Raw genomic sequence first — 20,253 nt, 5'->3', positions numbered from 1 at the left:
GTGTTATCTGAGTACTATTAAGTTTCAAAATGATAAAATATGCTCATAACCCTCACCCGCATTTCTCATGACACAATCTGGACCGATGAGAAACCGGACTATCCCCGGGAGAATTGATCTACAGTGAAAATAGACCGCCTGCTATCCATTGTTATCATGCTGCTGAACAGGGACAGAGTCCAAGCCAGAGAACTTGCCGATTACTTCGAAGTTTCCACCCGGACAATCTACCGTGATATCGATGCCATTAACAGGGCAGGTATTCCGGTGGTCACCCACCAGGGAAATAAAGGTGGTGTTGGTATAGTCGAAGGCTACAGACTGGACCGCCAGGTTTTGACCCTTGATGATATGGTTTCCATGCTTTCAATACTGAAAGGGGTCAACGCCACCTTCCAGAACCGTCAGGTAGACCGTTCCATTGAAAAACTGCACGCCCTTATCCCTGCAGACAGGCAGGGTGAAGTCCAAAAACAGATCAGTAGCCTCGTCATAGATATCATGCCATGGGGGATTCGTCACCAGGAAGAGAAAATAGAACTTCTTCAAGGTGCCATAGGTGACCGTTTTCTCATTGAATTCTCCTATCGTGATGGAAACGGCGCCAGGTCCCGAAGAACCGTTGAACCGATGACCTTGATTTTTAAAAGTACAGCCTGGTATCTTTTTGCTTATTGCAGGCTCCGAAATGATTTCAGACTGTTTCGCCTGACAAGAATGACGGAACTGACCCTGACTGGAATAAAATTCAACCGCAGACCCGGCCAATACCAACATTATGACCACCAGTGTACCGGCAATACGCGGATGATCAAACTGAAGGTCAAATTTTCGGCGGAGATACGGCATACTATCGAGGATTATTTTGAGGAATCTTTTCTCAAATACCAGGAAAACGGCGATATACTCGCCCACTTCGAGGTACCGGACAATGACTGGGTTCTCTCCTGGTTATTGAGCCTGGGGAATAAGGCAGAACTCATTGAACCGGCAGAAATGCGGGTCCAGTTACAGGAAAAAGCCAGAAAAATAGAAAAACTTTATCAAACATGACATACGGGTGTCATACCAACCGGGTAAGATAAGGTCAAATTCAATCAAAGGAGAACAGCAATGATACAATTTGTCCTGATCGTACTTGCAGCACTTTTGGCCTGTGGTGGAATCTTTCTCTTTCTGCTGATCAAGGGACCCGACCTCTCCGGTTATCAGCATCTGCGCAATCCACGGGTAACGACTCCTGGCGACACCACGGTCCTGGTCGTCCCCTTTACGGCAACCACTGATGAGTTAAAAGGTGTTTTCGGCTTTCTGATGAAAAATTATTTTAAATTGAAGGGAGTAGTTAAAATCCCCTGGAAAATTCCACCCACTTCAGCGCGCTATGAAAATGCTCTGGACTTTGATATGCCTGCCGAAAAACGTCAGCATGTCTTTGCCAACATGATCTGGCGGGGAGAAGCGGCAATTCCCCTGCCATCTGCCGTTACTGAGCTGCCAAAACTCAAACATGATACACTGAGTGCCGTAATTGATCACCGGCACTATGGAAAAATGGCGGAAATCCTCCATCTTGGCCCTTATGAAAATGAAGCACCAACAGTGAACAGGCTGAAAAAATATATCACGGAGAAGGGTTACGAAATCTCCGGCCCCCATGAAGAGGTCTACCTGCGGAGTCCGGGAACCCCTTTCTGTAAACCGGAACGTTATGTCACTCTGATCCGCTACCCGGTTCGCAAAACCTGATCATTTATCTGAAAATTCCATAGTGAAGGGTTTTTATGCCGCAATCGGATCACCTGAAAATGCGAAATTCCTGCAGGCGGCGGGCCGCCTGTGAAATATTTTCTGATGAAATTTCAAGTGAATAGCTGTAGTCACTCATGCAGTTTCCGTACCGTCTGTCATAATAATCAACCAGCAATTGCCGAACCAGCTCTTCAAGGCGCCCCTGCCTGAGGTTTGAACACATCGTATTAACAGCCTGGTTCCCCATCTTCTGTCGCAGGGAGTTGAGAATTGTTTCTATCTGCTCCAGTGTTTTTTCGTCTTCAACCGGATAATCTGCAATAATTCTTTTGACCCGGGTTTCAAGTGAGCATTTTACCAGGACTAATACTCCGTGCTTCATGGCCATGGCAAGGGGGCCCGGGATAAAAACCCGCCCTATTTTCCGACTCTCTCCTTCAATAAAATACGGTTCGGGACCAAGGGATTCAAGGGCCTGCACCAGGTGGCTTTCAAACGCCCGCTGGTTCCGTGGTTCCCGGTCAATCGCTCCGAAAAGTGAAGAACGGTGACGGGCAAGATCTTCCAGGTCGATACTGTTGTCCAGCTCCTGGAGGATTCTGGTCTTGCCACAACCGGTCAGGCCATGGAGAACGATCAGCTTTGGCGCAAAGCTCTCCAGGCGTGCCAGTATTTCATGACGATATTTTTTATACCCCCCTTCCAGTTGAAACACCGAATACCCATACCGTTCCAGAAGATTGACCACTGATCGTGAGCGCATACCGCCCCGTGCACAGAAAATGACAATTGTCTCTCCCCTGTAGGGCTGAAAGGACTCAACCAGGGTGGCAAGATTACTCTCCACCAGCTCAAATCCCTTTGAAACAGCCTCACCATGGCCGGCATGACGATACAGGGTACCGATAACACCCCGCTCATCATCATCAAAAAGCGGAATATTCACCGCTCCCGGAATCGTTCCCTGTTGAAACTCTCCCGGAGAACGAACGTCAATAATCCGAAACCCTTTGTTTCTGGCAAAGTCCAGTGAAACCGGCCTGGAAGGAGCAAGAATTGCCTCCTGAAAATTTTTCTTTAAATCTGCCATCTGTTACATATTTCCAAGATAATGCTGAATAATGGAGAGTGCTGCCAGGGTGGCCGTTTCCGCTCTCAGAATCCGGCAGCCAAGCCCAACGGTCAGCCAGCCCCGTTCCCGTGCCAGAGCTACCTCCTCCTCGCTGATTCCACCTTCAGGTCCGAGAAAAATAACAACAGATCCCGCCTGCTCCAGGTTTTGCAGATCTTTCAGGCCCCTCTCCTTTTCCTCCTCCCAGAAGAGGAGTTTCAACTGATCTCGATTCCCTTCAGTTTCAACCAGCCGCACCATTTCGGAAAAAGAGAGCGTTTTCTCCACGAGCGGAACTGCAGCGCGTTTACATTGTTTACAGGCGGCAAGAGAAATTCGCTGCCACCTCTGCCTCCGCTTGTTATCCTGTTTTGTATCGGCTCTGCCCTGGCTGCGTGCACTTGCCACGGGAATAATATGACCGGCACCAAGCTCAGTACACTTCTGCACCAGGGTATCCATTTTCCTGCCCTTCAACACTCCCTGGGCTACCCACACAGGTTTTTCCACCCGCTGACTGTCGAGCGGCGGCAGTATGGGGCCGCATCGAACCCTGACCCGCCTCCCCAGTTCCAGAATCTCGCCCCTGTACACCGAACCTCGACCATCAAACAACTCCACCATTGTTGAAGGTTTCAACCGCAACACCTTGACAATATGGCGGGATTCTTCTTCAGAAAGAAAAAACTCTTTCCCGCTTTCATCGGCAGGATCAAATAAAAATCGATGCATCGTACCCCAAATTCAAATTGACAACGTTTCCATGTTACCGTACAAATGGATAAAACTCCTTTTTTTACAGCCTAAACACAGAAAAATCTATGGTTACCGACAAACGCGAGCAGGAACGTTTTTCCCTGAACCTCAAGGCCAGAATGTCTTGCCGACATACTGAAGAGTCAACCGTCGTTGAAACTGTTGCGGCAAATATCAGTCCCGGGGGTGCCTTTCTGAAAACCGCCCATCCCTTTGACATGGCTGCCAAAGTACAGATTGAATTTCAACTGCAGTACGACGACCTGAAAAAGTTGAAATTCATCCTCTCCATGGAAACATTAAAACAACTTAACAAAAATAAGAAAAAATATATATGGGTCACCGCCACCGGTGTTGTCATCCGCAAGGAGGATGATGGTATCGCCATTATATTTGACACCGATTACCAGATCACTCCCCTGCGAACCGGACAGTAATCGAAAAATACGGGTTATCCCGTACCGTTCTTCAGCATCAGTCCACCCCATTCCCCCTTCACCACTTCCTGCTCACAGTACATCCCCTTATTCTCCAGGATCATACGAATATTATTAAGTTGCCTGCCCACCTGAAGACCTGAAAGTACAAGGCGTCCGTCCGCTGAAGTCAACCGTACCAGATCATCCGCCAGGTCCACAAGAACATCATGCACGATATTGGCAACAACCAGATAATATGTATCAGTCAATCCGGCGGGCGGAAGGTCCGAAATTTCAATTTTCCCCATCATCCTGTTAGCAAAAACATTTTCCCGGGCCACTGACACCGCGTCAGGGTCATTATCGATACCCAGAACCCTTTCACAGCCAAACAACACGGCAGCCATACTGAGAATTCCCGTGCCGGTTCCCACATCCAGCAGAGTAAGGTCTTTCTCCTTGTTTTTGAGACCCTCCCGCACCAGCTCCAGGGCTATCGCCGTAGTTTCATGATGACCGGTCCCAAAAGCCATGCCTGGATCTATCTCAATCACCTGTTCTCCGGCCGCAGGCCTGTATTTTTCCCAGCTCGGCGCAATCACAAGCCCCGGAAGAATGGCAAAGGGTTTAAAATGTTCCTTCCAGTTCCTGCCCCAGTCTTCCTCCTCAATCATGGTCCAGCTGATACGGGGGCAGGGACATCAAACACATTGGCAAGCTCTGGAAGATAGCGGGAAACACGCTCAAGGAGAATCCTCACTTCATCAACATTGGGGTCGGGGGTCTCCAGGTAGGCAATAACAGTGCCGAACCCCTTTTCGCCTTCAGCACCACTTTCCACACCCATGCCGGGAAAACCAAGAAGAAAATCCTCAACGGATTCCACAAGCACCGGATTGGTTTTAATGGTAAGTTTCAACCATCTTTTTTTTACTTTTATCATTGTTTTTCCAATGGTATCATTTACAGGTTCACTGAAAATCAAGGTTATGTTATGAAGCATATCAGCAGAAAGGAGCGTTTTTTGAAACCTGATGCGGACATACTGGAGAAGATAACAGCCTGCAGCGGCTGTGACATGCTGTTGCCTGCCATCGATCCGGCCCCCGGCCATACTGTCCTGTGCCCACGTTGTGGCACAACCATAAAAAAACGATCCTCACATTCCATCCTCAAGGTGCTGGCCCTCAGCATCACCGGGCTGCTCCTCTATTTTCCGTCGATTTTTCTACCACTCATGACCTTTGAAAGTTTCGGATTCCATGACAGTGCAAGTATAGTGGACTCCATTATTATTTTTTTCCAGAACGACTATTTCATCGTCTCATCCATGGTGCTCCTTTCCGCTCTTGTTCTCCCTGCTCTTCTTCTCATTCTTATTTTTACTGTCAGTTTTAACCTGTATCGCGAAAATTACCCTTCTTTTCTCCCTCTGGCGTTCAAAGCCTATATCAAACTGGAAGAATGGGCAATGGTTGAAGTCTATCTACTCGGTGTCATGATAACCGTGATCAAAATGAAAGACAGCGCAGATATCCAGTACCATATCGGTCTGTTCTGCTTCTCCGCCCTTGTCCTTATCAGTATGGCAATCACGACCATGATCGACCGGGAAATATTCTGGCAGACCATTGAGCGGGGAGAGAAAAAACAGTTTTATTCCAGAACCAGAGAAACCCCCCTGACTCTCTGCAAAGAACCCCAGGTATCCGCCAACCGCAACGGTCTGGCACTCTGTCATACCTGCCATAAGCTGTCACCCTCACACTTGGTTACCTGTCCTCGATGTGGAGACAGGCTGCACAGCCGCAAAAATCAGTCCATCCCCCGGACCTGGGCGCTGGTGCTGACTTCAGCCCTCTTCCTTGTTCCGGCAAATCTTCTCCCGATCATGCGGGTTGACCTCTTCGGTATCCCTGACCGTTCCACCATCCTTGATGGAATCATTTATTTTTTTCACAATGGTTCATGGTTTATTGGAATGATCATTTTCACTGCCAGTATCCTGGTACCCGTTTTTAAAATCGTGGGACTCCTGATCCTCCTGCTTTCAACACGTCCATGCTCCCGAAGATTCCTGAGAAAAAAAACGAAAATGTTTCATTTTATAGCTTTTATAGGCCGCTGGTCCATGCTCGATATTTTTGTAATCGCCCTGTTATCAGCCCTGGTTGATTTCGGATTTTTCAGCTCCGTTCAGGCCGCTCCTGCCGCAACTTATTTCTGTCTTGTCGTCGCCGCAACCATGGGGGCTGCGATTACCTTTGACCCTCGCATAATGTGGGATCGCTGTTTTTCGTGCACGAAGAAAAAAGAGGACTGATCCTGCCTAATATTGCAGGTAATTAAAAATCAACAAGTCAGGAAAATCAATGTCGGAACAACCTGTTATTCAAAAGCAACGTGGTATTTCAGCCGTCTGGATCCTGCCCATTCTCGCACTCTGCCTCTGCGGATGGCTGCTGTATACCAGCTACCAGAACCGTGGTATAGAAATTGTTATCTCTTTCAATGATGCCACGGGTATCACTCCCGGTAAAACAAGGGTAATGGCCAAGGGTATCCCAATCGGCATGGTCAAAAAACTAGTGCCTGATCTTGGGAACCAGCAGGTCAAAGCCATTGTCAAAATGGAAAAACCGGCCATCGACTACCTGGTAGAAGATACCCTCTTCTGGGTAGTTCGTCCGGAACTGTCCGCCTCCTCCATCCAGGGACTGGATACCATTCTTTCAGGCAGTTACATAGGAATCCAGGTCGGTTCCTCAAAAAATCCCAGGCGCGAATTCAAAGGCCTTTCATCCAGCCCCCCCGTCTCCCGTGATACTCCCGGCCTGCATATCCGGCTCCGTGCTGAGAAACTCGGTTCAATCCAGACAGGAACCGGTGTGTACTACAGAAATATTGAAATTGGTGATGTGGAAAAATATGAACTGGAAGGCGACAAAAATATCCTCATTGATCTTTTCATCAAGCCTGAATACAGTCATCTTGTCCGGACAAAAAGCCGTTTCTGCAATGTCAGTGGTGTCCAGATCAGCGGTAAACTGCCCAGTCTGAAAATTCAGGTGGAATCCCTGGCCTCACTCCTGCGTGGAGGTATTCTTCTCCACACCCCCGATCAGCTCAAGAAAAGTCCTGCTGCCCGAAATGGCCACATTTTCCCGCTTTATCCCGACTATGAATCGGCTAATTATGGGCTGCCCATGACCCTGAAACTTGCCTCCGGTGAAAATATAGTTGAAGGGGCAACCAAAATTATGTACCGGGGGCTGGAAGCAGGGTTCGTCAAGGAAATCCAGTTCAATGACGATGAACAACGGAGCGTGACCGCTCATATCCTCCTTGACCCGAGAGCAGAACTGATTCTACGGGAAAACACCGTTTTCTGGCTGGTGAAACCAAAAATCAGTCCCGGAGGTATTGAAAACCTGCGCCTGCTTATTTCCGGCCCTCACATCACCTTTCAGCCCGGGGGAGGTGCCTTTAAAAATGACTTTGAAATTCTACCGGAACCACCTCCACAGAAACCACTTCGACCAGGTAAAAGCTTTCTTCTCACCTCGAAGGACCCGGTAACCCTGTCCGTGAATTCTCCAGTTTATTTCCGCAACATTGTGGTTGGAGAAATCATTGATGTGGACCTCGACCGATCGGGAACAACTGCAAAAACAACTATTTTCATCTACGATCGCTACCTTCATTTCCTCAGCCGACAGAGTATCTTCTGGAAGCAGGAGGGCATTGAGCTCGCAGCTGATGTTTCCGGAATCAAATTGAAAACAGGCCCTCTTACCCGATTGCTCTATGGAGGAATAAGCTTTACAACCCCGGACAAGCTGAAAAAGAAAAAGAACTTTGCTCCAGCTGAAGGTGAAAAATTTATTCTCTACTCAAGCCTCGAAGAGGCCAGAAAACTTGTCCCTGAACTACAGCCAAAAGGCAGACGTTTCCAGATTATGGCGGACAATGCCAGCTCCCTTTCAGTGGGCGCTCCTATTCTTCATAAAAATGTAAAAATTGGACAGATAGAACAATTCAACCTGACGAAAGATCGACAAAAGGTTCTTATTGACTGCATTGTCGCAGACCAATACAGAAACCTGGTGAATGGATCGACCCGCTTCTACAATATAAGCGGTATCGAGGTCACAGGTGACCTGGAAGGTATCACGGTTCAAACCGGTTCACTCCAGTCGGTTTTCTCCGGTGGCCTGGGGTGCATCTCCAAACCGGGAACAACTGCGCCCAGGCAGCCCTTTGTTCTCTACAAAAACCTTGAAGAAGCCCGGAAAAGTGACTATCTGGAACTATCAGTTCACCTTGAAAACAGCCTTGACCTGGACGAAGGCTCCCCGGTTAAATACAAAAATATGACAATCGGCAAGGTGTCAAAATTGTCAATGGCGGCCAATCTTAAAACAATTATTGCCCGGATCAGGGTGGATAAAAAGTATACTCCACTGTTTCGCAGTGAAACCCGGTTCTGGGTGGAACAGATGAAGATTGATTTTTCCGGAGTCAGCAATGTCAAGAGCCTGGTCTTTGGTCCTTTTCTTACGTTTCTGCCGGGAGCAGGCTCGCCCAAGCGAACCTTTATGGCCCTGAACTCCCCTCCTTACACAGAAATTGCCAACAGCACCGGCCTTGGTCTTGTCCTGGAAACACGCCACCTGGGATCACTGGACACTGGTTCTCCGGTGTATTACAGGCAGGTGCAGGTTGGCCACGTCACCGGTGCGGAGCTGGACCCGTCTTTTCGAAAGGTCCTGGTATTTATAACCATCGACTCACGCTATATGGCCATAGTTCGGAAAAACACCAAATTCTGGAACGTCAGTGGAATAAAAGTTGAAGGTGGACTGTTTTCCGGACTCACTGTTGCCACAGAATCCCTGCAGTCGATCCTGAAAGGGGGAATCGCTCTGGCTACACCGGAAAATGAAGAAAACGGAGGCCCTGTTGAACCCGGAGAACGCTTCACTCTCCATGATAAAGCCGAAAAAAAATGGCTTGACTGGAATCCTGATCTTGTCCTCATGACAGAAAAAAAGAAATCTGATTCCCCATGAAACCCTGTCCAGCTTGAGATGTGGTATGTTTCCCGGGCTGAATTTTGTATGTCATTGAGAAAAAGAAACAGGTTTCGCTGTATATTTTTGCTCTTATACCTTGACTCCGTAGTATACTACAGAGATTATAGTAAAGATGAGGAAAACAACAACGTGAGGTCATAAATGAAAGCACTTACCATTGGCAAGGTTGCTAAACAGGCTGGACTTGGGGTCGAGACCATTCGTTTCTATGAACGGGTGGGATTGCTGGAAGAACCGCCACGCACTGATTCCGGTTACAGGCAATACCCGCCTGAGGCAATAGATAAATTACGGTTTATTAAAAGAGCCAAACAGCTGGGATTTTCTCTGCAGGAAGTGGGTGAGCTTTTTTCCCTGCGTTTGAATCAGGATGCAACATGCAGCGATGTGAAGATAAAAGCAGAGGTAAAAATCCGGGACATTGAAAAAAAAATATACGACCTGAACAGAATGAAAGAAGCACTGGCTCAACTGACTCTTCAGTGCAGCGGCAGTGGCCCCATTCACCAATGCCCTATTCTTGCTGCCCTTGAACCGGAAGGAGAAGATCCATGAATACAATTATTCAGTTTTCCAAGACGCTTCCCGGAATCGGTGTAGCGCTTTTACCAAGGCTGCTCTGACCATCCTGCTGGCCGGCATATGCCGGCCTTGCCAGTTCGGTCGGATTGGGATTTTTAATTAATGATACTGTCATGCTGTGGATAACCATTGCTGCATTGATTGTGTCTGTCGGATTTCTGGCATTCAGAGCAAAACGACGAAGAGGATATAAACCTTTCTGGACAGGACTTACAGGATCACTGCTCATTATAACAGGAAAATTTATTATCGATATACCATTCCTTTTTTACAGCGGGCTGGCTTTGCTCATAGCAGCCTCATTGTGGAACAGTTGGCCGCGGAAGAATTCCAAGACAACTGTTTCAACCCCATACTCAAAGATGGAGGAAGAAAAATGACAACTCGAAAAATCGAAATATTCAGTGCGGGATGTCCCCTGTGCAAAGAAACAGAAGAACTGGTAAACGCACTTGCCTGTTCCTCCTGCAATATCAATGTGGTTGACATGCATGGTGCACCAGGAATCAGCCGTGCAAAAGAACTGGGTGTTCATTCTGTTCCCGCTGTCGCCGTAGACGGAAAACTTGCTGACTGCTGCACCGGTCGTGGACCCGAAAAGACCAGGTTGATGGCCGCAGGAATAGGCCAACCTCTCAGTTAAACTGAAAAAAGAGTACTGCAAGGTAAATGAAAACACATAGTTACAAATCATGTGACCAGTTACATGTCAATCAGAATAAAAATTGAGATCCTCGTTGCCCCCGGTTGTTCATCAAGACAGCAGACAGAAACACTGGTAGCTGATCTCCTGACCGGGGCAAAGATTGAAGCTGGGGTTGAAACCATGGTCATTGAAAATGCCGACCAGGCTGAAGAGGCCGGATTTCTCGGTTCTCCATCTGTTCGGATAAACGGTATTGATGTGGAAGTAGCCGCCAGGGACCGCAGGGAATTCGGCCTGGGCTGACGGGTCTATAGTCAAGAAGCAGGTGGCTTCACAAAAAAAGTACCGGCAGAATTCATTATCAATGAACTGAAAAGATTGCACCTGAAGCCTGCAGAATTGAGGTTACACACTACCGAGTAATATTTTCAGACCGATAGCAATCAGCACAAACCCACCGAGGATCTCGATTCGATCTCCCCACAGAGTTCCAATTCTGCTGCCGAGAAGCATACCGATCACTGTCAGTGCTGCAGTTATAATCCCTATGGTTATGGCCGGTGTCCAGATAGAAACCCCGAGGAGCGACAGGGAAAAACCCACAGCCAGCGCATCAATTGAAGTGGCCACGGACAGCATGACCATGGTCATGCCCCGCGTGGGATCGGTTCGTTTTACCGGCTTATCATTTCCTGTTAACGCCTCATGGATCATTTTTCCTCCTGTAAAACAGAGCAGGATAAACGCAATCCATGGGGCAAAAACGGTTACAAACTTCCTGAGACTGATACCGGCCAGCCAGCCGATAATCGGCATCAGCCCCTGAAAAAGACCAAAATGGAATCCAAGCCGAAACAACTGCCTGAAGGTAAGAGGATTAAGCATTACTCCGGCACTCAGGGCCACGGCAAAAGCATCCATGGCCAGGCCTGCGGCAATGCCGGTAAGGGTTAATATGTCCATCGGAATTATACGTAATGATGGTTTGTTTTCATATGAACCTGGACTGCTGGGAAGGACGGGCCAGTTGAGCGATTTCCCGATATCTGAAACAGTCTGTCTGATGGTCATTAACCATTCCCGTTGCCTGCATATGTGCGTAACAGATAGTAGCACCGACGAACTGAAACCCGCGTTGTTTCAACTCCCTGCAGATAGTTCCGGCAAGAGGAGTTGTCGCAGGAACATCCTTCTGTGACTTCCAACTGTTCTGAATCGGTTTACCATCAACAAATTTCCAGAAAAAGGAATCGAGAGTTTCTCCTTTATCCGCCATGTCAAGATAGCAGCGGGCATTGTTGATAAACGCATTTATTTTTAATCTGTTACGCACAATCCCCTTGTTCTGTAACAGACTTTTAATTTTATTTTCATCATATCCTGCCATTTTTTCCACATCAAAATGATCAAAAGCCTCCAGGTAATTAGCCCTTTTCCTCAATATTGTCAGCCAACTCAAACCTGCCTGGGCACCCTCAAGACAGAGAAACTCAAACAGCTTCTTTTCATCATGCAGGGGGACTCCCCATTCCCTGTCGTGATATTCCCGGTAAAGTGGATCATCTCCACACCAGCTGCATCTGTTTTTCTTCATCACATGTCCTCGTGAAGATGTGCAAATATCTGATCAAGTACAGCCCGCACAGTTTTTCTTTCCGGGTTTGTTTTTGCGAGGACCTGAAGACCCCAGATATTTACCATTATAAATTTGGCAAGTGTCTCCGGGTTCTTATCCTGGGAAAGTTCACCCCTTTTCCGGGCTGAAGAAAGAGCACCATGGATGCGGGATTCAATGGCGCCAAGATACCGGGCCACCTCCCTGGTGACTGTATGATTTTCGGGTGGATGTTCAAGGATAGTATTCACCAGAAAACAACCATACTGTCTTTCACCTTTTTCGATTGAATTGCCCATCATTTCTAAGAATAATCGAATACCTTCCAGTGGGGTGCCGGCCTTTTCCAGACAGGAGTCCAGTTTTTGGGTACTCTGACTGCCGTAATATTTCAATGCTTCGAGAAAAAGCCCCTCTTTGGAACGAAATGCGGCATAAATGCTGCCCGGCTTGAGCCTGGTGGCCTCCACCAGACAGGTCATGGAGCATTTGCAGTAGCCTTTCTGCCAGAAAAGCTCCATTGCCTTCTGCAGTACCTCTTCCCTGTCAAATTCAGCTGTTCTTGCCATAATATTACCCGCGCTTACTGTGATTTCTTGAATGTTTATTCAAAATTAATTTGAATAAACATTCAAGAATGACTATACTTGAACAAACATTCAAGTATAGGAGGATTGTAGCATGGATGGATTAAAAGCACAAATCGCAAAATTTAATGAGGAAAAAGCCAAAGCAATACCACAGGATATCCTGGAAACAATGGAACGTTCTGTACGGGATCTGAAGGAACGTGGAGCTGGCAAGAAGAGCCTGAAAAAAGGGGACAGGGCACCTGAATTCACATTACCTGACCATAATGGCATGGAAAGAACCGTTACATATTATCCGGACAACTCCCCCATTGTTCTCAGTTTTTACCGTGGAGGCTGGTGACCATACTGCAACCTGGAGCTGTACGCTCTACAAAAATCTCTTCCGGAAATATACGAGGCAGGGGCAAAGCTTGTGGCCATCTCTCCCGAAATGCCGGATTTTTCTCTTTCCACGAGGAAAAAAAACGAACTGACCTTTGATGTTCTTTCCGACCAGGGAAACAAGGTTGCCGAACAGTTCGGTCTTGTTCTGGAACTCCCTGAAATACTGCGCCCCATCTATATGAAAATGGGCATCGATATTCCAAAACACAATGGTGACGATCAGTTCAGGATCCCCATACCAGCGACCTACATCATCGATACTGAAGGCAAAATAGTCTACCATTTTGTCGATATTGATCACACACAAAGACTGGAGCCGGCTGATATAGTGGAAGTTTTAAAAACTATTTGAGTACAGCAAATGAAACTCAGCCAGACATTTTGCGGTTGTCTGGATTGATCCGGCCAATACAGACCAGATGAAATCAAACCTAAATCCTGCACTTTTCTTTATTCCCTTGCCCTGCGGGATTGGAAATTTTACCGAATCTGCTTCGTTATCAAGGGCTTGAAGTATAATAATACGTCTGCGCCCTTGATGCCTCGCATCTCTGGGTAAACTTGCCAATTGCAGGATTTAGGTCAAAGGAGAACCAATATGGAAAGTGATAAAATTTTTTCACCGTTTAAGATAAAAAATTTCACCTTGAAAAACCGTACAGGAGTGGCCCCCATGACAAGAATGTCTGCTTCCACAGACGGGATTCCCAGGCAGGATGTTTTTGAGTTTCTGGTGCGAAGGGCAAAAAATGGGGCTGCCATTATCTATACGGAAGCTATTCTCACTGATTACGAAAGTGCCCAGGGGTACCCCGGGCAAGCCAGAATTGTGACACAGAAACAGATTGATGCATGGAAACCGGTTGTCCGTAAAATTCAGCAGGAAGGTGCAATCGCAATTCTACAGATGTTTCATTGTGGCCGTATGTCATGGCCCGAAGTGAATCCGGCTGGTCGCACTGTTGCCCCGAGTGGGATAGCGCCCACCCAGGATAATCCACTGACCCAATCTCCCTATCCTGTACCGGAAATGATGAGCAGATTTGATATCAGTCATGTTATTTCGGGTTTCGTGGAAACGGCCAGAGGAGCAATCGAGGCTGGATTTGATGGTGTGGAAATCCACGGTGCCCACGGCTACCTGATCAGTCAGTTCCTGTCATGGTATTCCAACGGGCGGGACGATGAATATGGGGGGTCAACAGAGAACCGGTTTCGTTTTTTCCATGAAGTCATACAGGCTGTCAGCAAAGTTATACCGAAGAACCGGTTACTGATGGTCAGGGTTTCCAACTGGGGAATTGCGGACATGGATGTTTCTCTCTTTGAATCAAAGGAAGATTACCAGAAAACCATCAGTCTGCTCTCCCTGGAACCTGTTGACGCCATCTCCGTTTCCACGTATGAATATAATCAGCCTGCTTTCGGCACCGACCGAAACATGGCCCGACTGACAAGGGAAATGACTGATCTGCCCCTGTTGATCTGCGGTGGTATCCATGACAGAGCAAGTGCTGAAAACGCCCTCGACGATGCCGATATAATTCTCGTAGGAAAATCACTGCTTTTAAATCCAGACTGGATTGACGATGTGCGTGCAGACAGGGATCTGAAGAGATACACGTCGGAAGAGGCTGCTGTTGCCTATACTCCGGAACCCCTGCCATAGGAGTTATCTGAAGGATAATGGTTTGATGGACTCGTAAAAACTCCGATCTACTGCGTTGTGGGGTGATCGTGTAATGCTCGACGTACTCTATGTACGCCTGCGCTTACACGACACCACCACGCCTTGTATATCGAAGTTTTTCCAGAGTCCATCTGAGAACGTTGAACGACTTTTTACGAGATCATCATGGTATTGTATTCAAATTATTACACAGAGCACTTTCAGGAATACCATGATCGAACCTTTATGATCGATCCTTCTTCTTTTCTCTCCCATTTAACCGAACATCTGCCTGAAAGAGCGACTATTCTGGATGTTGGTTGCGGCTCTGGCCGTGATCTGTGCTGGCTCAGCCGCAGGGGGTATTCTGTAACAGGGTTTGAACGATCTCCAGGTCTTGCCCGGCTGGCCCGGGAGAATTCCGGATGTCCCGTTATTGAGGGGGATTTTCATGATCATGATTTTTCCCGGTTGGCTTTTGATGCCATGCTTCTTATTGCATCCCTGGTCCACCTGCACCCCCATGAACTCCCAAAGGTTCTTGATAAGTTACAAAAGGGATTGAAACCCGATGGCCTCCTGTTGATTACCCTGAAGGAAGGTTGTGGACGGAGTACAGCCCGGGATGGTCGGGTTTTCACTCTCTGGGAATCGCATAATCTTGAAACTGTTTTCACCCGGCTTGGTATGAAAACAGTAGAATTCAGCCGGGATATATCGCCTGTCTGTACCAATGATATCTGGTTGACTTATCTTACGAGACCAACAAAACAAGACGTAAGTGTCAGGGGCACCGCATATTCGCACGGTCGCGACTGCCCGCATAGTGGGCTATAGCAGCCAGTCGCGCCTGCATGAATCTACGGCACCCCTGATCATTTACAAGGTTAAGATAAAGGAAAACACAGGGTTACAAATCCTGTGACCAGATACAACAAGACGGATAATTCCATTCCTGTATTTGACAAATTTACTGATTTACATTTTCTCAAGTGGAAGTTTGAGGTAAAATGAAGAATAATTCATAACACTTCTCGGTAGAGTGATTATAATATTGCCTCGGGTTGTACCCGCTCTGCAAGAGTTTCTTGAACAGCTGGTGTTTTCCCGTTATTGTATGCTACACACCGAACAGTAACAAATTCTATCGAGAGGTGTTGTTATGGCCAGATCAAAATGTCCTGCTTGTGAGCATCATGAGTTTGAGGCTGTCCATGTCACAACTCCAAAAGGCCATAAGTTTTGCCTGATCCAATGTGTTAACTGTGGGACAGTCGTCGGTGCTCTGGATGATGTTAAAATTACAAATGTAATTAAGAGTGCGGAAAAGAAACTTTCAAAATTTCTTGAAAACCTTAACAGGAAAGTGCTTACCGTCTGCAGTCGAAAAAATAACAGCTGAAAATTGAATAAATTATGCCGGATGATATAGGAAAAAAGCTGGTTGCCGCCATGAAAGACCCCAATAACCTGGAAAGTCAGGAATCCATAGCCAAGGCCATGGAGCTGACAAGAGCCTATGCCTCTTCGGGATCAACAACTCACTTCAGCACTGTCACCAAGTTGTTTTACGATCTGTTTGAAATGTTCGAGACAGGAAAAGATCCACGGACAAAATAAGATTCTTCACCTGAATCCATAGTATGATGATCTCGTAAAAAGTCGTTCAACGTTCTCAGATGGACTCTGGAAAAACTTCGATATACAAGGCGTGGCGGTGTCGTGTAAGCGCAGGCGTACATATGGTACGTCGAGCATTACACGATCACCCCACAACGCAGTAGATCGGAGTTTTTACGAGTCCATCATAGTATCAATTGTACAGTTATCTGATCAGCCAGCCGGTGGCTTTCTTCTGAGATACTGCTCAATACAGCCGGTATCAGCTTGACAATACTGCAATATCTTATTGAGATATTGCATATTTTTATTGACATACTCTGTATAGAGGTTGCGGTCGATGGAGTATCTTTCACGAAAATGCACCTGCATCGATCTTGAAGTGTCAGCAAAGGTGATCTGCAATCGTTTCAGGGCAATATTGTGGTAAAAATTCATTGTATGCTGCATCAGATCCAGCGCTGACACAAAATTGCCGGTTCCTCCTTTTTTAATTTCACGATAAAGGATCGGCAGCGCCTCAAGGTAATAACGATCGGCCATCTGGGCCAGTATGTCAGCTGTTCCGACAACCCGTCCTGCAAGGTTTACTTCCTCAGAATGGTGTGAAAAGGCTCCTGGATCGACCGAGAGATCAGTGTACTGAATAATGGCCGCACAATCTTTCACGATCTTTCTGTCCAGATTTTTCAGTATGCTGTACTGTTCAAGAAAATAGACAGAACGCCGTTCGTGGTTGGCCATATACTCCGCTCCGGACTTTGCCTTCTCCCCCTCCTGCAGTAACATACCTGTATCATGAAAATAGGCACTGAGCAGCCCTTTTGTCAGCGTATCATTGTTGACAGGTATGTTATTGCAGTGCAGGCCATGAAACAGCCGGATCGTAGCCAGGACCACCATCTTGCTATGACGAAGATCGTGATATTTCAGTGTGTTTTTCTTGAACAGGGGGTGTGTTCCTGAAAAGAACGAGGACAGATCCCTGTCCATGTCCCGGATAAGAGCATTATCGACGGCAGGAGAAATTATTGACGCGAGGAAGAGTATTTCATTAAGTGGATTTCCGCTGTATCCCCCTCAAAAATCTTTGTGATATATTTATTATTCATTACCGGCTGACCATATACCGAATCTGTTATATCCTCTTCTGAAGACCCATGAAACACGTTCGGATTGAAAATACACCTGATAACCCGCATTTCTCCAGGTTCATAAAAACCAGGTTGAGTTTCGTGCGTAATCAAGTATCCTTTTTCCATTCTATCATTCTTATCGTGCAGATACTAACAAATTGAAAAATTATTTCAGTTATTAAGGGCTCTCTGGCAATTTTTTCCTGAACATGTCATGAAAAAAAAGTGTGATCTGGACTTTCTTGACATTTGCAGTTAGAGTTTTATTTGAAAATTCAGCTGCCAAAGGTCGTTTGCCGCAATCAGATTTCCATTACTTTGTTGCAGCTGAGCCATTAAATTCAGCCATACTGGTTCAGCTGAGATTATTCAATGTGTACAATTGATATTCAGTATTTTTAATGAAAATATATGGAAGAAAAGAAAGAAAAAATCGTAATTCTCATCGTCGACGATGACGAACTGGTCCGAATGACCCTCAGTGTGCTCGTCGGAAGCATGGGTTACCATTGTCTCGTTGCCGGTGATGGTATTGAAGCACTAGAAGTCCTGAAATCAACAGCGATTGATCTGGTTCTGTCCGACGTAGTCATGCCCGGAATGGATGGTCTCGAACTGCTGGCATATATAAAGAAACACCATAAGGATACTGATGTTATTATCTCCACGGGATTTTCGGAAAAGGCGAGCTACGCGAAGGTTATCCAGGCGGGGGCGATTGATTTCATAAAAAAACCGATCGACCAGGCAGAGTTGGAGGCCAAACTGGCAAGAGCGGTACGTGAAAGAAATCTGATCCGTAAACTGGAAAGATTGTCCAGACACGACGACCTGACAGGACTGCAGAACCGAAGATCCTTTAACGAGCGCTTCTCTTATGAGGTTGAGCGGGCACATCGTCAGAATTATCCCCTGATACTCGCCCTTCTTGATATCGATAATTTTAAGGAATATAACGATAAATATGGACACCAGGCGGGAGATGAGGTGCTCATTGGACTGGGGAAAATATTGATGGAATGTACCCGGGATAAGGTTGATATGTGTTTCAGGCTTGGGGGAGATGAGTTTGCCCTGCTCCTGCCCCAGGCAAGCCCTGACCAGGGAACAGAAATTGTCCAACGTATCCTGCTCAGTTTTGTGGAGAAGAGTTACGGAAAAACAACACTGTCAATCGGCCTGGTCGCCTGCAGACGCAACATGCATCTGGACCGGACACAGGATGAAAAAGAAATGATCCAGCGGGCGGATAGAGCCATGTACGAGGCGAAAGACAGCGGAAAAAACTGCGTCGTCACCAAGATCTGATTTCCTTTTTTTAAAACAGCCTGGCGCATCATATTAGTCATACATAAGTCAGGCTGATCGTGGAAAAATCCGGTACCCTGTAACCTGTTACCCTTTTTCTACCCTTCAAGTGCATCCTTATGAAAGGATTTGTCCGGTTCAACCGGATATATGCCGTCAAAACAGGCCAGGCAGAATCCCTTTTTTTCCATTCCCGTCGCTTCCACCAGTCCCTCCAGACTCAGATAATGCAGAGAATCGAGTCCCAGGTACCCGGCAATTTCCTCCACCTCTTTCTTGTTGGCAATGAGCTGAGTGGAAGAAGGAAAATCAATTCCGTAATAACAGGCATGGCGCGTTGGCGGGCAACTCACAACCATATGCACTTCCTTTGCCCCCGCTTTCCTGAGAGCCCTGACACGGCTTTTCCCTGTTGTCCCCCTGATAATGGAATCTTCAACAATAATTACGCGTTTTCCTTTTAAGAAGGAACGCACCGGGTTGAGCTTCACCTTGACATTAAAATCCCGCATGGACTGTGTCGGCTGGATAAAAGTTCGCCCGACATAATGATTTCTAATAACCCCCATTTCCAGTGGAATGCCGGAGGCCTGGGAGTAACCGATAGCTGCATAGTTGCCCGAATCGGGAAACGGCATGACAAAATCTGCATCAATATGCGCCTCTCTGGCCAGAATCTCACCCATCCGTTTTCGTGATTTGTAGACATTTATCCCGAAAATATCGGAATCGGGGCGGGCAAAATAGACCTGTTCGAAAATACAGAAATGACTGTCCTGCCCGGGCCAGGGAAAAATGGAATGCATCTTGTCCTTATGGAAGATAAGAACTTCTCCCGGCTCAATTTCCCGGACGTAATCCGCCTCGATGAGATCAAGAGCGCAGGTTTCGGAAGCAACAACCCAGCCGCCGTTATTTAATTTACCCAGGCAGAGTGGCCTGAAACCATCCGGATCACGGACCGCTATCATCGTGTCCTGGGTCATCATCAGCAGGGAATAGGCACCTTTCAGCGAGGAAAATGTTTCGGTCAGAGCTTTTTCCAGGCCGAACTGACTTGCCTTGGCCATGAGATGGAGAATAACCTCGCTGTCCATGGTAGTCTGAAAAATTGATCCCTGCTCCTCCAGTCTTGAGCGCAGTTGAATGGAGTTGACCAGATTGCCATTATGGGCCACGGCAAGAGTCGTACCCTTATGCATCACCATGAGTGGCTGAGTATTGATGACATTTGACGCTCCCGTGGTTGAATAGCGGACATGACCGATGGAGATATGCCCCTTCAGCCCCTGGAGAATCTCTTCTGAAAATACTTCGGGGACAAGCCCCATATCCTTGTGGATGTTGACATCTTTGCCATCAGAGGTAACAATACCCGCACTTTCCTGCCCCTGTGCTGCAGGGCGTAGAGGCCGAAATAAGTCAGTTTTGAAGAATCTTTATGGTTAAAAATACCACACACTCCACATTCGTGGGTGGGGCGCTCAGGACGGAATTGTAAACTGTTGTGATCTGCCATCATGGCCTCTGCCTGCTGTTGTCTGGCGTAAAATGGTAAAGGCACAA

24 protein-coding genes and 1 pseudogene are annotated in these 20,253 nt (G+C 47.0%); 16 read left to right on the top strand and 9 right to left on the bottom strand.

Annotated elements, in window-relative coordinates:
* The first annotated feature begins 123 nt into the window (after positions 1–123).
* Together LO777_RS17620 and LO777_RS17615 are read left to right on the top strand one after the other, a co-directional pair.
* Complete coding sequence (locus tag LO777_RS17620; protein WP_228855138.1) at positions 124–1,053, top strand: helix-turn-helix transcriptional regulator; 930 nt, start codon at positions 124–126, stop codon at positions 1,051–1,053.
* A 60-nt stretch (positions 1,054–1,113) separates the two neighbouring features.
* The gene (locus tag LO777_RS17615; protein WP_228855137.1) at positions 1,114–1,749 is read left to right on the top strand and encodes a GyrI-like domain-containing protein; all 636 of its coding nucleotides are present in this window, start codon (positions 1,114–1,116) and stop codon (positions 1,747–1,749) included.
* 49 nt (positions 1,750–1,798) lie between these two features.
* Here the strand turns inward: LO777_RS17615 and mnmH are convergent, their stop codons facing one another.
* Together mnmH and LO777_RS17605 are read right to left on the bottom strand one after the other, a co-directional pair.
* Positions 1,799–2,842 carry a tRNA 2-selenouridine(34) synthase MnmH gene (gene mnmH / locus LO777_RS17610; RefSeq protein WP_228855136.1) on the bottom strand — a complete coding sequence of 348 codons (1,044 nt, stop codon included), beginning with the start codon at positions 2,840–2,842 and terminating at the stop codon, positions 1,799–1,801.
* A gap of 3 nt (positions 2,843–2,845) precedes the next feature.
* Complete coding sequence (locus LO777_RS17605; RefSeq protein WP_228855135.1) at positions 2,846–3,595, bottom strand: 16S rRNA (uracil(1498)-N(3))-methyltransferase; 750 nt, start codon at positions 3,593–3,595, stop codon at positions 2,846–2,848.
* An 89-nt stretch (positions 3,596–3,684) separates the two neighbouring features.
* On the opposite strand from LO777_RS17605, the gene LO777_RS17600 reads away from it, so the two are divergent.
* Positions 3,685–4,056, top strand: coding sequence for a PilZ domain-containing protein (locus LO777_RS17600; RefSeq protein WP_228855134.1), 372 nt, complete (start codon positions 3,685–3,687; stop codon positions 4,054–4,056).
* A gap of 14 nt (positions 4,057–4,070) precedes the next feature.
* Here LO777_RS17600 and LO777_RS17595 read toward each other — a convergent pair whose 3' ends face one another.
* Positions 4,071–4,712 (bottom strand): 50S ribosomal protein L11 methyltransferase, encoded by a 642-nt coding sequence (locus LO777_RS17595; protein WP_228855133.1) that lies wholly within the window; start codon positions 4,710–4,712, stop codon positions 4,071–4,073.
* Positions 4,709–4,981: a hypothetical protein gene (locus tag LO777_RS17590; protein WP_228855132.1), complete on the bottom strand. Its 273-nt coding sequence runs from the start codon at positions 4,979–4,981 to the stop codon at positions 4,709–4,711. Before LO777_RS17590 ends, LO777_RS17595 begins: the two co-directional genes overlap by 4 nt.
* Before the next feature lie 81 nt (positions 4,982–5,062).
* Here LO777_RS17590 and LO777_RS17585 point away from each other — a divergent pair, with 81 nt between their 5' ends.
* From LO777_RS17585 to LO777_RS17560, 6 genes are all read left to right on the top strand, one after another.
* Positions 5,063–6,361 (top strand): paraquat-inducible protein A, encoded by a 1,299-nt coding sequence (locus LO777_RS17585; RefSeq protein ID WP_228855131.1) that lies wholly within the window; start codon positions 5,063–5,065, stop codon positions 6,359–6,361.
* A gap of 49 nt (positions 6,362–6,410) precedes the next feature.
* Complete coding sequence (locus LO777_RS17580; RefSeq protein WP_228855130.1) at positions 6,411–9,110, top strand: MlaD family protein; 2,700 nt, start codon at positions 6,411–6,413, stop codon at positions 9,108–9,110.
* Between the two features lie 165 nt (positions 9,111–9,275).
* Positions 9,276–9,689 (top strand): MerR family transcriptional regulator, encoded by a 414-nt coding sequence (locus LO777_RS17575; RefSeq protein ID WP_228855129.1) that lies wholly within the window; start codon positions 9,276–9,278, stop codon positions 9,687–9,689.
* A gap of 113 nt (positions 9,690–9,802) precedes the next feature.
* Positions 9,803–10,096, top strand: a complete 294-nt coding sequence (locus tag LO777_RS21290) for a MerC domain-containing protein (RefSeq protein ID WP_407929084.1) — start codon at positions 9,803–9,805, stop codon at positions 10,094–10,096.
* The gene (locus tag LO777_RS17565) at positions 10,093–10,359 is read left to right on the top strand and encodes a thioredoxin family protein (RefSeq protein WP_228855127.1); all 267 of its coding nucleotides are present in this window, start codon (positions 10,093–10,095) and stop codon (positions 10,357–10,359) included. The genes LO777_RS21290 and LO777_RS17565 overlap by 4 nt, the downstream gene beginning before the upstream one ends.
* A 63-nt stretch (positions 10,360–10,422) precedes the next feature.
* Complete coding sequence (locus LO777_RS17560) at positions 10,423–10,665, top strand: DF family (seleno)protein (protein ID WP_228855126.1); 243 nt, start codon at positions 10,423–10,425, stop codon at positions 10,663–10,665.
* A 102-nt stretch (positions 10,666–10,767) separates the two neighbouring features.
* Here LO777_RS17560 and LO777_RS17555 read toward each other — a convergent pair whose 3' ends face one another.
* From LO777_RS17555 to LO777_RS17545, 3 genes are read right to left on the bottom strand one after another with little or no spacing between them, the layout of a single operon-like run.
* Complete coding sequence (locus tag LO777_RS17555) at positions 10,768–11,325, bottom strand: manganese efflux pump MntP (RefSeq protein ID WP_228855125.1); 558 nt, start codon at positions 11,323–11,325, stop codon at positions 10,768–10,770.
* 28 nt (positions 11,326–11,353) lie between these two features.
* Positions 11,354–11,956, bottom strand: coding sequence for a DNA-3-methyladenine glycosylase I (locus LO777_RS17550; protein WP_228855124.1), 603 nt, complete (start codon positions 11,954–11,956; stop codon positions 11,354–11,356).
* Complete coding sequence (locus LO777_RS17545; protein ID WP_228855123.1) at positions 11,956–12,546, bottom strand: TetR/AcrR family transcriptional regulator; 591 nt, start codon at positions 12,544–12,546, stop codon at positions 11,956–11,958. Before LO777_RS17545 ends, LO777_RS17550 begins: the two co-directional genes overlap by 1 nt.
* Before the next feature lie 112 nt (positions 12,547–12,658).
* Between LO777_RS17545 and LO777_RS17540 the strand changes: the two genes are divergently transcribed.
* From LO777_RS17540 to LO777_RS17515, 6 genes are all read left to right on the top strand, one after another.
* Positions 12,659–12,910, top strand: a complete 252-nt coding sequence (locus LO777_RS17540) for a thioredoxin domain-containing protein (RefSeq protein WP_228855122.1) — start codon at positions 12,659–12,661, stop codon at positions 12,908–12,910.
* 12 nt (positions 12,911–12,922) lie between these two features.
* Positions 12,923–13,306: a peroxiredoxin-like family protein gene (locus tag LO777_RS17535; protein ID WP_268907585.1), complete on the top strand. Its 384-nt coding sequence runs from the start codon at positions 12,923–12,925 to the stop codon at positions 13,304–13,306.
* 246 nt (positions 13,307–13,552) lie between these two features.
* Positions 13,553–14,623 carry an oxidoreductase gene (locus LO777_RS17530; RefSeq protein ID WP_228855121.1) on the top strand — a complete coding sequence of 357 codons (1,071 nt, stop codon included), beginning with the start codon at positions 13,553–13,555 and terminating at the stop codon, positions 14,621–14,623.
* 186 nt (positions 14,624–14,809) lie between these two features.
* Positions 14,810–15,460 (top strand): class I SAM-dependent methyltransferase, encoded by a 651-nt coding sequence (locus tag LO777_RS17525; protein ID WP_228855120.1) that lies wholly within the window; start codon positions 14,810–14,812, stop codon positions 15,458–15,460.
* A gap of 325 nt (positions 15,461–15,785) precedes the next feature.
* A complete protein-coding gene (locus LO777_RS17520; RefSeq protein WP_228855119.1) occupies positions 15,786–16,025 on the top strand; it encodes a hypothetical protein in 240 nt (79 codons plus the stop codon).
* Positions 16,026–16,039: 14 nt separating this feature from the next.
* Complete coding sequence (locus tag LO777_RS17515) at positions 16,040–16,243, top strand: hypothetical protein (RefSeq protein WP_228855118.1); 204 nt, start codon at positions 16,040–16,042, stop codon at positions 16,241–16,243.
* 213 nt (positions 16,244–16,456) lie between these two features.
* Here the strand turns inward: LO777_RS17515 and LO777_RS17510 are convergent, their stop codons facing one another.
* Positions 16,457–17,236 carry a hypothetical protein gene (locus LO777_RS17510; protein WP_228855117.1) on the bottom strand — a complete coding sequence of 260 codons (780 nt, stop codon included), beginning with the start codon at positions 17,234–17,236 and terminating at the stop codon, positions 16,457–16,459.
* A gap of 554 nt (positions 17,237–17,790) precedes the next feature.
* On the opposite strand from LO777_RS17510, the gene LO777_RS17505 reads away from it, so the two are divergent.
* The gene (locus LO777_RS17505) at positions 17,791–18,687 is read left to right on the top strand and encodes a GGDEF domain-containing protein (protein WP_228855116.1); all 897 of its coding nucleotides are present in this window, start codon (positions 17,791–17,793) and stop codon (positions 18,685–18,687) included.
* A 98-nt stretch (positions 18,688–18,785) separates the two neighbouring features.
* On the opposite strand, the pseudogene purF reads toward LO777_RS17505, so the two are convergent.
* Positions 18,786–20,206 (bottom strand): annotated as a pseudogene (purF, locus tag LO777_RS17500) (amidophosphoribosyltransferase).
* Positions 20,207–20,253: the final 47 nt, after the last annotated feature.

The sequence above is a fragment of the Desulfomarina profundi genome (assembly GCF_019703855.1).
In the GTDB taxonomy this organism is placed as follows: domain Bacteria; phylum Desulfobacterota; class Desulfobulbia; order Desulfobulbales; family Desulfocapsaceae; genus Desulfomarina; species Desulfomarina profundi.
The sequence above is the reverse complement of the archived record's forward strand: the minus strand, read 5'-3'. Positions and strand labels throughout refer to the sequence as shown.

Coding starts and splice junctions, on each gene's coding strand:
- LO777_RS17615 (WP_228855137.1), top strand. CDS start 1,114: ATGATACAATTTGTCCTGATCGTACTTGCAGCACTTTTGGCCTGTGGT.
- mnmH (WP_228855136.1), bottom strand. CDS start 2,842: ATGGCAGATTTAAAGAAAAATTTTCAGGAGGCAATTCTTGCTCCTTCC.
- LO777_RS17605 (WP_228855135.1), bottom strand. CDS start 3,595: ATGCATCGATTTTTATTTGATCCTGCCGATGAAAGCGGGAAAGAGTTT.
- LO777_RS17600 (WP_228855134.1), top strand. CDS start 3,685: ATGGTTACCGACAAACGCGAGCAGGAACGTTTTTCCCTGAACCTCAAG.
- LO777_RS17595 (WP_228855133.1), bottom strand. CDS start 4,712: ATGATTGAGGAGGAAGACTGGGGCAGGAACTGGAAGGAACATTTTAAA.
- LO777_RS17590 (WP_228855132.1), bottom strand. CDS start 4,981: ATGATAAAAGTAAAAAAAAGATGGTTGAAACTTACCATTAAAACCAAT.
- LO777_RS17580 (WP_228855130.1), top strand. CDS start 6,411: ATGTCGGAACAACCTGTTATTCAAAAGCAACGTGGTATTTCAGCCGTC.
- LO777_RS17575 (WP_228855129.1), top strand. CDS start 9,276: ATGAAAGCACTTACCATTGGCAAGGTTGCTAAACAGGCTGGACTTGGG.
- LO777_RS17565 (WP_228855127.1), top strand. CDS start 10,093: ATGACAACTCGAAAAATCGAAATATTCAGTGCGGGATGTCCCCTGTGC.
- LO777_RS17560 (WP_228855126.1), top strand. CDS start 10,423: ATGTCAATCAGAATAAAAATTGAGATCCTCGTTGCCCCCGGTTGTTCA.
- LO777_RS17555 (WP_228855125.1), bottom strand. CDS start 11,325: ATGGACATATTAACCCTTACCGGCATTGCCGCAGGCCTGGCCATGGAT.
- LO777_RS17550 (WP_228855124.1), bottom strand. CDS start 11,956: ATGAAGAAAAACAGATGCAGCTGGTGTGGAGATGATCCACTTTACCGG.
- LO777_RS17545 (WP_228855123.1), bottom strand. CDS start 12,546: ATGGCAAGAACAGCTGAATTTGACAGGGAAGAGGTACTGCAGAAGGCA.
- LO777_RS17540 (WP_228855122.1), top strand. CDS start 12,659: ATGGATGGATTAAAAGCACAAATCGCAAAATTTAATGAGGAAAAAGCC.
- LO777_RS17530 (WP_228855121.1), top strand. CDS start 13,553: ATGGAAAGTGATAAAATTTTTTCACCGTTTAAGATAAAAAATTTCACC.
- LO777_RS17525 (WP_228855120.1), top strand. CDS start 14,810: ATGGTATTGTATTCAAATTATTACACAGAGCACTTTCAGGAATACCAT.
- LO777_RS17520 (WP_228855119.1), top strand. CDS start 15,786: ATGGCCAGATCAAAATGTCCTGCTTGTGAGCATCATGAGTTTGAGGCT.
- LO777_RS17515 (WP_228855118.1), top strand. CDS start 16,040: ATGCCGGATGATATAGGAAAAAAGCTGGTTGCCGCCATGAAAGACCCC.
- LO777_RS17510 (WP_228855117.1), bottom strand. CDS start 17,236: ATGGACAGGGATCTGTCCTCGTTCTTTTCAGGAACACACCCCCTGTTC.
- LO777_RS17505 (WP_228855116.1), top strand. CDS start 17,791: ATGGAAGAAAAGAAAGAAAAAATCGTAATTCTCATCGTCGACGATGAC.